The organism is Mycobacterium kansasii ATCC 12478 (assembly GCF_000157895.3).
Lineage (GTDB): Bacteria > Actinomycetota > Actinomycetes > Mycobacteriales > Mycobacteriaceae > Mycobacterium > Mycobacterium kansasii.
Genome location: NC_022663.1, coordinates 4,346,287 through 4,360,390, shown reverse-complemented (window position 1 = coordinate 4,360,390; position 14,104 = coordinate 4,346,287). Strand labels below are relative to the sequence as shown.

At 67.7% G+C, this 14,104-nt stretch carries 13 protein-coding genes and 2 pseudogenes; 5 read left to right on the top strand and 10 right to left on the bottom strand.

Annotated features, from left to right (window positions below; genetic code table 11):
- Positions 1–28: 28 nt before the first annotated feature.
- A complete protein-coding gene (locus MKAN_RS19070) occupies positions 29–325 on the bottom strand; it encodes a hypothetical protein (protein WP_023371050.1) in 297 nt (98 codons plus the stop codon).
- 20 nt (positions 326–345) lie between these two features.
- Positions 346–795: pseudogene (locus MKAN_RS19065) on the bottom strand (RNA polymerase sigma factor); the annotation flags it as partial.
- A gap of 210 nt (positions 796–1,005) precedes the next feature.
- Between MKAN_RS19065 and MKAN_RS19060 the strand changes: the two are divergent.
- Entirely contained in the window at positions 1,006–1,701 is a 696-nt protein-coding gene (locus MKAN_RS19060) for an ABC transporter ATP-binding protein (protein ID WP_036444154.1), read from the top strand.
- Positions 1,695–4,214: an ABC transporter permease gene (locus MKAN_RS19055; protein ID WP_023371044.1), complete on the top strand. Its 2,520-nt coding sequence runs from the start codon at positions 1,695–1,697 to the stop codon at positions 4,212–4,214. Before MKAN_RS19060 ends, MKAN_RS19055 begins: the two co-directional genes overlap by 7 nt.
- Positions 4,215–4,577: 363 nt before the next feature.
- On the opposite strand, the pseudogene MKAN_RS32130 reads toward MKAN_RS19055, so the two are convergent.
- The 6 genes and pseudogenes from MKAN_RS32130 to MKAN_RS32120 form a co-directional block, all read right to left on the bottom strand.
- Positions 4,578–5,088: pseudogene (locus MKAN_RS32130) on the bottom strand (PPE family protein); the annotation flags it as partial.
- Positions 5,089–5,209: 121 nt separating this feature from the next.
- Positions 5,210–5,791, bottom strand: coding sequence for a class I SAM-dependent methyltransferase (locus MKAN_RS19045; protein ID WP_023371040.1), 582 nt, complete (start codon positions 5,789–5,791; stop codon positions 5,210–5,212).
- Positions 5,792–5,832: 41 nt separating this feature from the next.
- Positions 5,833–6,426 (bottom strand): DUF4389 domain-containing protein, encoded by a 594-nt coding sequence (locus MKAN_RS19040; RefSeq protein ID WP_023371038.1) that lies wholly within the window; start codon positions 6,424–6,426, stop codon positions 5,833–5,835.
- Positions 6,423–7,625 carry an FAD-dependent oxidoreductase gene (locus tag MKAN_RS19035; RefSeq protein WP_023371036.1) on the bottom strand — a complete coding sequence of 401 codons (1,203 nt, stop codon included), beginning with the start codon at positions 7,623–7,625 and terminating at the stop codon, positions 6,423–6,425. The genes MKAN_RS19040 and MKAN_RS19035 overlap by 4 nt, the downstream gene beginning before the upstream one ends.
- A gap of 76 nt (positions 7,626–7,701) precedes the next feature.
- Positions 7,702–8,691, bottom strand: coding sequence for a cyclic nucleotide-binding domain-containing protein (locus MKAN_RS32620; RefSeq protein WP_051404540.1), 990 nt, complete (start codon positions 8,689–8,691; stop codon positions 7,702–7,704).
- Entirely contained in the window at positions 8,622–9,350 is a 729-nt protein-coding gene (locus MKAN_RS32120) for an MFS transporter (protein WP_051480499.1), read from the bottom strand. The genes MKAN_RS32620 and MKAN_RS32120 overlap by 70 nt, the downstream gene beginning before the upstream one ends.
- Before the next feature lie 58 nt (positions 9,351–9,408).
- On the opposite strand from MKAN_RS32120, the gene MKAN_RS19025 reads away from it, so the two are divergent.
- Genes MKAN_RS19025 through mmsB form a run of 3 tightly spaced genes read left to right on the top strand, consistent with a single transcriptional unit; the run spans position 9,409 to position 13,004 of the window.
- Positions 9,409–10,929 (top strand): CoA-acylating methylmalonate-semialdehyde dehydrogenase, encoded by a 1,521-nt coding sequence (locus MKAN_RS19025; protein ID WP_023371030.1) that lies wholly within the window; start codon positions 9,409–9,411, stop codon positions 10,927–10,929.
- Between the two features lie 12 nt (positions 10,930–10,941).
- Entirely contained in the window at positions 10,942–12,102 is a 1,161-nt protein-coding gene (locus MKAN_RS19020; RefSeq protein ID WP_023371028.1) for an isobutyryl-CoA dehydrogenase, read from the top strand.
- A gap of 14 nt (positions 12,103–12,116) precedes the next feature.
- On the top strand, positions 12,117–13,004 hold the full coding sequence (gene mmsB / locus MKAN_RS19015) for a 3-hydroxyisobutyrate dehydrogenase (protein ID WP_023371026.1): 888 nt from the start codon (positions 12,117–12,119) through the stop codon (positions 13,002–13,004).
- A 1-nt stretch (position 13,005) separates the two neighbouring features.
- Here mmsB and MKAN_RS19010 read toward each other — a convergent pair whose 3' ends face one another.
- Both MKAN_RS19010 and MKAN_RS19005 read right to left on the bottom strand, forming a co-directional pair.
- Entirely contained in the window at positions 13,006–13,554 is a 549-nt protein-coding gene (locus tag MKAN_RS19010) for a TIGR03086 family metal-binding protein (RefSeq protein WP_023371024.1), read from the bottom strand.
- Positions 13,555–13,585: 31 nt separating this feature from the next.
- The gene (locus tag MKAN_RS19005; protein ID WP_023371022.1) at positions 13,586–14,098 is read right to left on the bottom strand and encodes a MarR family transcriptional regulator; all 513 of its coding nucleotides are present in this window, start codon (positions 14,096–14,098) and stop codon (positions 13,586–13,588) included.
- Between the last annotated feature and the right edge of the window lie 6 nt (positions 14,099–14,104).

Sequence of the window (14,104 nt, the reverse complement as noted above, 5' to 3'; positions counted from 1 at the left end):
GTGCCGGATGTGAATTAACCGCAAGCCGTTAGCTTCCGGGCGGCTCACAGGCGAAAGCCGACCTTCGGCCGGCGGCGACGACGGCAACCCACAGCGCCACCGTCACCAGTTCGGCACCGGCACTGAACCCCGCGTGCGGTGCGGGATCCCAGCCACGTTCCGAAAAGCCGAAAATCCCGACGGTGCGCGACAGGGCGAAAGCGGTCAACGAGCCGCCCGCCACCGCGGCCGCTACCCAGCACAACCACCCCGGACCGCCTAACAGAATCAACGCCGCCACCGCGAACGCGACACTGGCCCCGACGAGAAAGGCGGCGCCGATCACCGGGATGTGTTGGTATCCATGGACACCGACTGCTTGATCGAATTACCTTGCAGAAAACGCAATTCCAGGATTCGGCGATAGCGGTCCGGCAAGCTCTCGAGCACCCGGGCGACACGTTGCGGCGCGGCGCTGATCGCTTCCTCGCTATCGGGTGGTTGCTCGATGTCCTCGATCGACGTTATCTCTCGACCCAACGTCTCACGCCAGTGCGCGGCCAGAACCGTGCGGGCGGTAACACGCAGGTACGCGCGCACCTCCGCCACGCTCGCGGTGAGACGCAGCGGTCGCAGCGCGGCGAGGAAGACCTCGGCGGTGAGGTCCTCGGCGTCGGCCCGGTTGCCGACCCGGCCGAACAGCGTCCGATACACCCAGCCCACGTTGTCCTGGCACACGGCTTCCCAGTGGGGGTAGCCGTCGTCGGGCACCGCGCGCAGCGGCCGCGGCTTGACGGGCTCATACTGTGCCGTCACGTCCCTCCTTCACCGACCAATATCAGCCCGGGTTACACCCGCCGACAAGGGGACGACCAAACGCGACATTCGAGGCCGCCAGGATCGAACCGATTCGCGGCCGGCCTCGTGGTAACGCATATGGATAGCGGCCGTCGCGCGCAGCGTGGTTCGGTCCCGCCGCGGACCGGAGCGGCAGCACTCGGTGCCGCCGAACCGCCCGCCCGGGAGCTGACCATCGAACTTCGTGATGTGTCCCGCCAGTACCGGGTCGGGGGCCAAACCGTGCGCGCACTCGACCACATCAGCCTGGCCTTGGCAGGCGGGCGGTTCGTGTCGGTCGTCGGGCCGTCGGGCGCGGGCAAGAGCACGTTGCTGCATCTGCTGGGAGCGTTGGACTGCCCCGACTCCGGATCGATCATCTTCGACGAGGAGGAGATCGGCCGCCTTCGCGATGAGCAGCAGTCGCAATTCCGGCATCGTTGTGTGGGGTTTGTGTTTCAGTTCTTCAACCTGTTGCCGACGTTGTCGGCGTGGGAGAACGTGGCGGTGCCCAAGCTGCTCGACGGTGTCCGACTGGGTAGGGCCAAAGCCGAAGCGGTTTGCCTGTTGGACCGGGTGGGGCTGGGTAACCGCGCCGAGCACCGGCCGTCGGAACTGTCCGGGGGCCAGATGCAGCGGGTTGCGGTGGCGCGGGCATTGATGATGGACCCGCCCCTGATTCTTGCCGACGAGCCGACCGGGAACCTCGACTCCACTACGGGCGCTTCGATTTTGACGCTGCTGGCCGAGGTGGCGCACGAACCGGGCCGGGGTCGCCTGGTGGTGATGGTGACCCACAATTCGGATGCCGCGGCGATCACCGATCGGGTGATCACCCTGCACGACGGCCGGGTCTGCCGCGACGCAGCGGTCGCGCCATGGTGAAACCGGGCTCGACATTGCCGGCTGCGGCGAGCCGGCTTCGACTGTTCAACCTGCGCGAGCTTGCCGTGCATCGCCGTCGCACCAGCGCCTCGATCGCCGTCATGGCGGTGGCGGCGATGTATCTGGTCGCGGTATTCGGCATCTTCGGATCGATCACCGGCTCGGTCAACCGATTGGCCGACGGGGTCGCCGGCCTCGCCGCGCTGGAGGTCTCGGGCGTTACCGACGCCGGTTTTCCCGACACGATCGCGGCCGACGTCGCGGCGGTCCCCGGTGTCGGCACTGCGGCGCCGATGATCCGGATGTCGGCGTCCACTCCTTCGGGGCCGGTACTGCTCTTCGGCGCCGACGGACGCAGCGCCGAGCTGAGCGGCGCCCTGAAAGACGCGCTCAAAAATATTGGGGCACAACCCTTGAACGCGCCGTCGACGACTCCTGCCGGAGTTCAGGTCGGGCCCGGTACCGGCTACCCGAAAGGCGACACGTTCCGGCTGGGCTCGGCCTCGGTCACCGTCGTCGAGGTGCTCGGAGGCCGGCGACTCGCCGAGCTCAACGGCGGCCGTTATGTCCTGGCGCCACTTGCCTTGGCGCAGCGCGTTACCGGGCGTCAAGGCCGGCTGGACTCGATACTGATCACGACCCAACCGGGTGCCGATCTGGCCGCGGTGCGCGCCGGCGTGATCGCCGCGGTGAACGGCCGCGCCATTGTGGCGTACCCGAACATGCGGGCGACTCGGGCCGGCGACGGTGTGAAGCTGATGAACTACATGGCCCTGATGGGCGCGGGAGTTGCCTTGCTGGTCGGCGCATTCCTGATCTACACCACGATGACCATGACGATTGCCCAGCGGCGGCCGGTCATCTCGCTGCTGCGTGCGATCGGCGGCCGGCGCGTCACCATAGTCGGCGACCTACTCGCCGAGGCCGCGCTTCTCGGGCTGATCGGCGGAGCTATCGGGTCGTGCAGCGGAATAATCCTGGGCCGCATGGCGATTGGCCGGCTTCCGCCGGCAATGACCCAGGGGCTGGAGGCTCGCGTCGAGTACTTGCTGCCCGGCTATGCGCTACCGGTCGCCCTGGCGACGACGATGCTCACCAGCGTGGCCGCGTCCGCGATGGCCGCCCGGCAGGTGTACCGGGTCTCGCCGATCGAGGCTTTGGCGCCGGTCGGGGGCTCGTCGGCAGATGTCGTGCCGCGCTGGCTGCGAGTCACGACCGGGGCCGCAGCCGTGACGATATTCGCGGCGTCCACCCTGGTCGTGGTCGACCACCGAGTCAGGTACGCCTTGGCCGCGATGCTTGCCTTGTTCGGCGCCGAGATCGCGCTGGGGTTTGCGCTCACGGCGCCCGTCGTCGGCGCCGTCGCCGCGACAGCGCGAAGGTTCGGACCGGTGGGCGCACTCGCGGCAGCGACCATCCAACGAGCGCCGCGGCGCGTCTGGGCAACCGTCATGACCGTGTTGATCGCGGTCGTCACCACGGTGGTGATCAGCGGCACCAACTCCGACATGATCTCCTCCGCGCGGGAAATCTTCGCTCCGGTGGCCGGGGTCGACGTGTGGGTGAGCGCAGACCCACCGGGCAGATACCCCACCGGCCCACTGCCGCAAGGCCTTTCCGAACAGCTGGCCGCAGTGCCCGGTGTCGCCCGTGTTATCGAGGGAGCGGCGGCGTTTGCCGTGGTGGGCGGTACCCGGGTGCTGCTCGACGGGTTCTCCCCCGGAACCGCCGATTCGCTCTACCGCGCGCTGGATGATCGGGTGCGCGAGGAGGTGCTGGCCGGGCGGGGCGTGGTGCTTACCCGGGATCTGGGTGCGGCGCTGCGGGTGCGGGTCGGAGACCAGCTGCCGTTGGACACCCCGCACGGACGGCAACGGCCAACCGTGTTGGCGCTGGTGCCGTATTTCTCCACCGTCATCGGCACGGTGGGGATGAGCCTCGATCAGATGCGGTCCTGGTTCGACCGCCCGGCGGCGACCACACTGCAGATCACCGCGGCTCCGGGCGTTGATCGACATCGCTTGTCCGACAACGTGCGACGCGCGGTGCCGCCACCCGACTACGTGTACGACGGTCGCGCGGCATTAACGGGCGCCGAAGCCCCGCTGCATCAGAGTATGTTCATAGCCGACGCCGTCTGGATCATTGTGGTCTTCGTGGCCACGGTGGCGCTGCTCAACACGTTGACACTGTCGGTGTTGGAACGGCGCCGGGAGATCGGGGTGCTGCGGGCAACGGGCTGCAGTCGGCGGTTCACGGTGCAGATGGTGTTGGCCGAGGCGGCGGGCATCGGTGTTGTCGGTGGAGCGGCGGGACTTGCGCTGGGCCTGACCGACCAGTGGCTGTATAGCCTCGTCAGCGCGGACGCCATGAATTTCGCGGTCGGTTTCCGGCCCGGACCCACGGCGCTGGTGTTGACCGTCGGCGCCGTGGCGGTCAGCCTGCTCGGTTCGGCACCACCCGCAGTGCGCGCTGCGCGACTGAACATCATCGAAGCCCTCGGGCTCGAATAGTCTCGAATGGTCAGAAACCAAGGGGAAGAAGCGCGGTAAACAAAGGCGCCAAGGGATCCGTGACAGGAAGGGCTAGCGAGCTGTTCAAGAACGGCAATACCGGGCTTTGGAAGGTGTTTATCGTCTGCCCGGGCGCCCCCAAGCCTAATGTGGACTCAAACCCGGAAGTCAATGTATTAGTGAAGAGCGGACTCGAAATAACAAGTCCGACGAAATTATTGTCGTCAGGGTCAGCAAGAGCCGTGCTGGTGAACAAGCCGAAATTGGTGGTTTGACTCATGAAATCGGGGTCGCCGGCCACGGGATTGGTGACCGGGCTGAGACCCAGCGCCGCGGCGAGCCGGCTTGCCAGGTCGTGCAGCGATTGCAGCCACGGGTCCAGCTGCGCTGCCGCCGCCGATGCACCGGCATGATAGCCCGCCATCGCCGCCACATCCTGAGCCCACATCTCCTCGTACTCGGACTCGACGGCTGCGATCGACGGAGCGTTCTGCCCGAAGAAATTCGACAAAATCAACTGCACCAACCCGTTCCGGTTGGCCGCGACGGCCAGCGGATGGATCGTCGCCGCCCGCGCACCCTCGAACGCGTCGGCCACCGCCTGCGCCTGCACGGCCGCTCCCGTCGCCCGGCCCGCCGCTGCGCTCAGCATCTCCGTATAGGGCGCCGCCGCTGACGCCATCGCCGCGGACGCCGGACCCTGCCACGCCTGGCAAAGCAGCTCCGACGTCACCGAGGAAAACGACGCCGCCGCACCGGCCAATTCGTCTGCCAATCCATTCCAGGCCGCGGCGGCTGCCACCATTGGGGCCGAACCGGCACCCGAAAAGAGCCGCGCCGAATTGACCTCCGGCGGTAACACGGAGAAATTCATGATCACCAACCCCTTTTTTGTCGCTGGGTATTCCGGCGACTACCCCCGCGCCGAGAAATTAGGACTTGATTTTATACCCTGTCAAGCGAAATGCTCAAGATGCGACAATAAATTTGCGGCATTATTCGTCGACCAGGGTGGCAAATCCTTGCAGATGAGGTGTGCAGGGCGGCGGCACCAGGGTCCGCGGAATGCTGCGCAGTCCGCTGGTGTCGAATCCGGCCGCGGCAATGGCGTCGATCGTTCGGCGGTTCGGTTCGCAGCCGGACGCCAGCCGCGACCAGGGCCGGGCGATCAGGTCCTGAAACCGGCCCATCGTGCCTGCACCGCGGACGTGCTCGAGCACCACCAACTTGCCCGCCGGTACCAGCACCCGCCGGATCTCGGCGAGGGTGGCGGCCACGTCGTCGACCGAGCACAGCACCAAGCCGATGTGTACCGAGTCGAAACTGTCGTCCGGGAAGGGAATTGACTCACCGGCCCCGTCGACGATATCGACGGCGATGCCGTGGCGGCGCGCCAGCGCGGATGCCATCCGCCTGAAGGTCGCCACCGGCTCGACGGCGGCGACCGATGTCACCGCGGGCGGAATGAACTTCAAATCGGTTCCGGGACCGACACCGACCATCAGCAATCGCCCGGCCGCGTGACTCATCGCCGCTCGCCGATACCGGTTGTAGAACGTCCGGTCGAAGAGCGGCATACCGAATCGATACACGTACGGAAACAACGAATTACCGCGCGTCAGCTACCACCTTGGTCGAGTCGGAACGGCGGATACTCGTCTCGCATCAACGAAACGTACACCGCCACTCGGTATCGCCACCGGACGATGCCCATCAGCAGGTCGAACATGCCCCGATGGGTTACCCCGGTGCACAACAACCACACCGCCGAAACCACGCACAGCGCCTGCAGCAGCGGCTCCATCGCCCAGCACAGCAGTATCTGCGGGAGTCCCAACAGCCACCACTTGACCAGCACCCGCGTTTTCCCCAGCCGCTGCGGATAACTCACCTCGAGATCACCCGGGTACCCGGGCCGAGGCGCGAGCGTGAAGGGCGGGTACCTGTCGGTGCTGTTCATCGGAAAGCGGTAATTCATGACCCGCCAGGACCAGCGCAGCACCCCGACGTTGAAGTCGAAGATGGGGCGCGGATACCGTCCGGTGAAGAGGATCGCGACGCCGGCCACGACGGTCAGCACCGGATACACCACGTACAGCAATATCAAGACCGGGTAGTGCGGGACGGCCAGTACGCACCATTTGAACAGCCACAGCCAGCGCGAGGGCGCATCGATCGCGCCTCGTACCAGTACCGGGTCGTCGGCGTTCATCGCGCTTCACACGACGCGGCGGCCGGCGCGGTGTCGAGGTCCTTGGTGATCTGCGTGGACATCCGGCGATGACTTGTCCTACTCAAAAACGTTGTCAGTAACCAGGTATGGAGCCGGTCGGAGAGCATCGCCGCCGGCCTGAGCACCGATTCACGATGCGACACCGGTAGCGACGCCACCCTCGACACCGCCATGACCTTGCGGCGCCTGGTCTTCTCGTACCAGCGCAGCGCTCCCGCCACATCGCCGCGGTCGAGGTCCCACAGCGCTTTGCGCAACACCATCGTGTCGAGCAGCGCCTGATTGGCACCCTGTGCGAGGGTGGGCGGCATCGCGTGTGCGGCGTCGCCGAGCAATGTCACCGCGCCACGGCCCGGAGGCGGAATGGGATGGCGGAAGTGCGGGTACGGCGAATGGAGCAGATCGTCATCGGTCAACGTCGCCAGTACTCGATCGACCGAACCGGACCATCCGGCGAACGTGGCGCGGATCAGGTCGATCGGACGTTGCGGCCTGACGAAGTCGTACGACCACGGCAGGTCGAACCACCACTGCACATCGCAGCCGCCGGCGGGCCACAGGCCGGTGTTTCCGCGGTCGCCGATGACGACCTGCGCGACCTGCGTGTCGGCGAGGTCCGGCAGTGCGACCAGACCCTGCCAGCTACACCAACCGGTCGGCGTCGCGTGCCGGGCGCCGACGACGATGTCTCTCACCGTCGAGTGCAGGCCGTCAGCGCCGATCAGCAGATCCGCTTCGACCGAGCTGCCGTCGTGGAATTCGACCCGCGCGCCATCGTCGCCAGTGCCGCCACCGACCACTTCGACCACGCAGGCGTTATAGCAGATGCGTTCGGCCGGAAAGCCTTTCAGTAGCCGCTCAACCAGGGTACGGCGTGGGACCATCCGCACCGGGGCGCCCAGCCGCCGCGCCATCGCGGCCACGTCCAGCGTCGCGAGCCGGTGACCCGTGGACGTGAGCACCCGTACGGCGGAAAGCAATTGGCCGGCGCCGTCCATGTCGATGCCCAGCTGCCGCAGCACCGTAGCGCCGTTGGACCAGATGGTGACGGCACCGCCACCCGGCTGCGCGTCGGGCCGCCGTTCGAACACGGTTACGTCATGCCCGTCGCGCAGGAGCCCCCGCGCAATGGACAGTCCGCCGACACCGGCGCCGACGACGACAATGCGAAGCGTCACCGATCCGCCTTCGCCCCGGTGTGTCGTCGGTGCCCAAGAGTCATCAGCATGCGTCCGTTCAACCGGTGGAATGCCCTCATCCCGAATGACGAAGCCGCGTCCAGTTCGGTTCACCGAGGTGCCGGCCGGTGGGGGTCCGCAATGGCTCCGGCGGACGCTCGACTACCCCGCTTGTCGTGCGCGCTGGAACGCCTCCCGATCCACGGCCAACAGCGTGGTATCGCCGACTGCTCGCACCGTGGCGGTGCGCGGAACGTCGCGCAGGATCGCCAGCGAGGTCTTCGCGCGCCGTCACGGTGGCCGACCGCGGTACGTCGTGCAGCAGGGCGATCTCGCCGAAACTTCCGCCGGGTCCCAGCGTCGCCACCCGGCGGCCGTCCACGGTGACGTCGGCCAGGCCCGCTGCGATCATGTAGAACCGGTCGCCGGGATCTCCCTGTCGAACGACCTCACAACCCCGCAGCACCTTCAGGTGCGACGCCGCCCGGGCGACCTGTTCGAGGGCCAGCGCGGGTAGTACGGCCAGGGTCGGCGTGGCCCGGATGATGGCCAGTTTGGCGGCGTCCTCGGCGCTCAGCTCGTCGGCGCCGCGTAGCCCCGGCGCGGCCAGCAGCATGATCATTGCCGCCGAGCCCGCGAAGATGCCCAGTGCGCCCGGTAACCCGATCGGGTTGATGAGCACTGGCGCGATCATGGCGCCAACGGCCATCCCCACCACATACATGCTCTGCAGGCTTGCCGTCGCGGGCACCATCGTTGTGCGAGTGACGCTGCGCTGCACCAGCGTTGGCGCGATGGCGCAGCACACGGCGGCGGCCCCGCCCAAGCCGCCGGCCAGGACCAGACCAAGCGCGGGCAGGCGGACGGCCCCAAGGCCGGCGACCGTCACCGCGCCGGCCAGCATCGCTCCCGCAAGCACGCGGGCCAGCCCCCGCCGCCCGACGATCGACATCGTCGCCAGGCCGCCGAGCAGGCCACCGGTGCCGTAGAGCGTCATCAGCGTGGTGACGCCGGCCCTGCCCAACCCCAAGCGTTCCTTGGCCACCGAGGCGCTGCGACCAGCCATACGCCGAGCACCGTCACGTTCACGACGAACAGGATGGTGGCCGCGCTGGCCGGCCGGCTTGCGGCGATCGCGCGGAATCCGGCGCCCAGCGCACGCAGCTGCGATTGCGCGGACCCCCGGGAAGGCCGCGACCCGCCGCCCTGGGCATTGTCGGCGTGCGGCACCCGGATCAGCAGCGCCGTGACGGCCCCGACAGCGAAGGTGGCCGCCGGGAAGCCGAAAGCCCAGCCGATGCCCATCTGTCTGAGCGCAAGCCCAGCCAGCGCCGGCCCTGCCAGCGCACTGCCGCTAATGATCAAGCCGGTCACGGCATTGGCGGCGGCCGCCTCGGCGGCGGTGTCGGCGAGCCGCACGGCCAGCGCGCCGTGCAGCGGCCGCACGGCAGCTGACATCGCCGAGTCGACGGCCGCCAGGGCCAGGACCCATCCCACTGGCGCCCCGCTGAACGCCGCGATCATGGTCGCGGCCATCGTCAGGGCGCGCACGCCGATCCCGATCGCCAGGTGCAGCTGGGGCCGTGGACTAGTGGACAGCGACGAGGTCAGCGGGCCGAGAAGCCCGGCCGGCAGCAGGGACAGCACAACGGCCGGAGTGGCGTCCCGCACCCAGCCTCGCAGTTCTCGCATCACGGCCGGCGCCGACTTGCCAACGCTGAACACTATTTACTAGGATATCCAAGTATCTGGATCCCCTTTGCCGACCTCTACGGGACAAGCCATGACCACACACATTCCGCATTTCATCGACGGCCAGCGCACCACCGGCCAGTCCACCCGCACTGCCGACGTCTTCGACCCAAACACCGGCCAGGTCCAGGCGAAAGTGCCGATGGCCGGCCAAGCCGACGTCGACGCCGCGGTGGCATCGGCGGTCGAGGCCCAAAAAGGCTGGGCCGCATGGAATCCGCAACGCCGCGCGCGGGTGCTGATGCGGTTCATCGAGCTGGTCAACGACCACAACGACGAACTGGCCGAACTACTCTCACTCGAACACGGCAAGACGCTGGCCGACGCCGCGGGCGACATTCAGCGCGGCATCGAGGTGATCGAGTTCTGCCTCGGGATCCCCCATCTGCTCAAGGGCGAGTACACCGAGGGCGCCGGTCCGGGCATCGACGTCTACTCGCTGCGCCAGCCCCTCGGCGTGGTCGCCGGCATCACCCCGTTCAACTTCCCGGCAATGATCCCGCTGTGGAAGGCCGGTCCGGCCCTCGCCTGCGGAAATGCCTTCCTGCTCAAGCCAAGTGAGCGTGACCCGTCAGTACCGGTACGGCTGGCCGAACTGTTCGCCGAAGCCGGCCTGCCTCCCGGCGTGTTCCAGGTCGTGCACGGCGACAAGGAAGCCGTCGACGCCATCCTGAATCACCCCGACATCAAGGCGGTCGGCTTCGTCGGCAGCTCCGACATCGCCCAGTACATCTACGCCGGCGCCGCCGCGACCGGCAAGCGCTCGCAATGCTTCGGCGGCGCCAAGAACCACATGATCGTGATGCCCGACGCGGACCTCGACCAGGCGGTCGACGCGCTGATCGGCGCCGGCTACGGCAGCGCCGGCGAACGCTGCATGGCGATCAGCGTCGCGGTCCCGGTCGGCGAGCAGACCGCGGAACGGTTGCGCGCCAGGCTGATCGAGCGGATCAACAACCTGCGGGTCGGTCACAGCCTGGACCCCAAGGCCGACTATGGCCCGCTGGTCACCGAGGCCGCACTGACCCGGGTGCGCGACTACATCAACCAAGGCGTCCAGGCCGGCGCCGAGATCGTCATCGACGGCCGCGAACGGGCCAGCGACGACCTGACTTTCGGTGATGCCAACTTGGAAGGCGGCTTCTTCATCGGACCGACGCTCTTCGACCACGTCACCCCGGAGATGTCGATCTACACCGATGAGATCTTCGGGCCGGTGCTGTGCATGGTGCGCGCCCACAACTACGAGGAAGCCCTGCGTCTGCCGTCGGAGCACGAATACGGCAATGGGGTGGCAATCTTCACCCGCGACGGTGACACCGCTCGCGACTTCGTCTCGCGGGTTCAGGTGGGCATGGTCGGTATCAATGTTCCGATCCCGGTCCCGGTGGCCTATCACACCTTCGGCGGCTGGAAACGCTCCGGGTTCGGCGATCTCAACCAGCACGGCCCGACGTCGATCCAGTTCTATACCAAGGTCAAGACCGTCACCTCGCGCTGGCCGTCGGGCATCAAGGACGGTGCCGAGTTCGTCATCCCGACGATGCAGTAGGCAGTAGGCGCCATGTTTAACCTCAACGACGACGAGCGGGTGATCACCGAGACGGCGGCCGCCTTCGCCGAAAAGCGCCTTGCCCCATACGCTCTGGAATGGGACGCCAGCAACCACTTCCCGGTGGACGTGCTGCGTGAGGCCGCCGAACTCGGGATGGCCGCCATCTACTGCCGCGACGACGTGGGCGGCAGCGGGCTGCGCCGGCTCGACGGGGTGCGCATCTTCGAGCAGTTGGCGATCGCCGACCCGGTCACCGCCGCGTTCCTGTCCATCCACAACATGTGCGCGTGGATGATCGACAGCTTCGGTACCGACGAACAACGCAAGGATTGGATACCGCGGCTGGCCACCATGGACGTCATCGCCAGCTATTGCCTGACCGAGCCCGACGCCGGGTCGGACGCCAGTGCGCTGGGCACCCGCGCTGTCCAGCACGGTTCAGACTATGTGCTCGATGGCGTCAAGCAGTTCATTTCCGGCGCGGGAGCCTCGGACGTGTACGTGGTGATGGCCCGCACCGGTGCGGACGGCCCGCGCGGCATATCGGCCTTCGTGATCGAAAAGGGAACTGCTGGGCTGAGTTTCGGTGCCCTGGAAGAGAAGATGGGCTGGCACGCGCAACCGACCGCCCAGGTGATCCTGGACGGCGTCCGGGTGCCCGCCGACGCCATGCTGGGTGGCGCCGACGGGGAGGGCGCCGGCTTCGGCATCGCGATGAACGGTCTCAACGGCGGCCGGCTCAACATCGCGGCGTGTTCGCTGGGCGGCGCGCAGGCCGCTTTCGACAAGGCCGGCGTATATGTTCGCGAGCGACACGCGTTCGGCGCCAGCCTCCTGGACGAGCCCACCGTCCGGTTCACCCTGGCCGACATGGCCACCGGGCTGGAAACGTCGCGAATGTTGTTGTGGCGGGCCGCGAGTGCGCTCGACTGCGACGCCGCCGACAAGGTCGAGCTGTGCGCGATGGCCAAGCGCTATGTCACCGACACCTGCTTCGAGGTGGCCGACAAGGCGCTGCAACTCCACGGCGGGTACGGCTACCTGCGCGAGTATGGTCTGGAGAAGATCGTCCGCGACCTGCGGGTGCATCGAATTCTGGAAGGAACCAACGAAATCATGCGGGTGGTTATCGGCCGGGCCGAGGCCGCGCGGTTTCGCGCCACCGTTTAGGAGGGCTGCACCACGTGACAGAGACGATCGCGTTCCTCGGACTGGGCAACATGGGCGCACCCATGTCGGCGAATCTGGTTGCCGCCGGCCACATGGTGCGCGCCTACGACCCGGCACCCGCAGCGGCGACGGCGGCGGCATCAAGCGGCTGCGCGGTGGTCGACAGCGCAGCCGGCGCGGTTTCCGAGGCCGACGTGGTGATCACCATGCTGCCCACCGGTGAGGTGGTCAAGCGCTGCTACGCCGAGGTGCTGCCCGCCGCGCGACCGGGTGCGCTGTTCATCGACAGCTCGACGATCTCGGTCAGCGATGCCCGCGAGGTGCATGCGCTGGCCGCATCGCACGGTCTGACCCAGCTCGACGCGCCGGTGTCCGGCGGTGTCAAGGGTGCCGCGGCCGGGACGCTGGCGTTCATGGTCGGCGGCGACGCGGACGTCTTGGAGCGGGCCCGCCCGGTGCTGGAACCCATGGCGGGCAAGATCATTCACTGCGGTGCGGCCGGCGCGGGCCAGGCCGCCAAGCTGTGCAACAACATGGTCCTGGCCGTGCAGCAGATCGCGATCGGCGAGGCGTTCCTGCTTGCCGAGAAGCTCGGGCTGTCGGCCCAGTCGCTGTTCGACGTCATCACCGGAGCGACCGGCAACTGCTGGGCGGTGCACACCAATTGCCCGGTGCCGGGCCCGGTGCCCACCTCGCCGGCCAACAACGACTTCAAGCCGGGCTTCGCGACGGCATTGATGAACAAGGACCTGGGCCTGGCGATGGACGCGGTGCGGGCTACCGGGTCCGCGGCACCGCTGGGCCGGCACGCCGCCGAGATCTATGCCGAGTTCATCGCGTCCGACGTCTCCCACAACGCCCTGGACTTCAGCGCGGTGATCGAGATGCTGCGGACCGGCTAGCTCACTGGACCTCTCGGCCCAGGAATGCGGCAAGTTGGTCGGCGGGCGCACGCTCCGGTGAGCACGGCTGCTCCTCGGCGAAGGGCTTGCCCGGCCCACGGAACTGCGGCCCCATGAATGCGCGCACGGCGGCGAGCTGTTCGGTCGCCAATTCGGGGTCGAGATCGGTGGGTTGGCCGGTGGCGGCGGCCAGGTCCCATGCGTGGGTCAGCACATCGCTGGTGCGGATCCCGACGAACACCTGGCCGGGCAGCTCCCCGAACGGCAGCTTGAAGGTGGTGGACATCCCGTCGGGCGCGGCGAAGACCTCGTGGGCGGCGGCGGCCGCGGTCCGGTGGGCCGCCAGCATGTCGTCGGGCCGTGCGGGAGGCTCAACCGGGTGTTGCGCCCATTGCCCGACGTGTTCGTTGCCGCTGATGACATGCTCGATCAGATCCCGCACCGTCCACTCCGAGCAGGGTGTCGCAGCGCCGTGCTGTTCGGGGCTGACGTTGGCGAGGACGCCGGCGAACGCATCCTGCGCTCGCCGGTGAGCAACTAGTGGGTCCACTGACGTGCCTTTCTCTCGAGTGCCAATCGGTTCAATCGGTGAAATCTCCGGCCTTGCGCCGCAACGTTTCGATGGCGGACACCAGCGCCGCCGATTCGTAGGCGTCCATTCCGATGTCGGCGAACACCTGCTCGTTGAGGGTCAGGGTGGCGCCCTCGACGGTGGCGCGCCCCAACTCGGTGATCTGCACCAGCGTGGTCCGCCCGTCGGTGGGGTGCGGCACCCGTTGTACCAGCCCGTCGGCTTCCAGCCGGCGGATCGCGTGCGTGACGCTGGTGACATGAACCTGCAGGCGGTCGGAGGCTTTGGTGATCGGCAATGCTCCGGTGCGGCTGAACGCCAAGAGCCGCAGCAGCTCGAAACGCGAGAAACTGAGATCGTAGGGGCGCAGCGCCGTCTCGACGCGGGCCAGCAGGATCTGGTGTGCACGCATCACCGACGTCACCGCGACCATGCCCGGCGCCACGTCACCCCACCCGGCCTTCTCCCAGTTGGCCCGGGCGACGGCGATCGGGTCGGGTTTCTCCGGTCGTGATGCAGCCACGCCCTT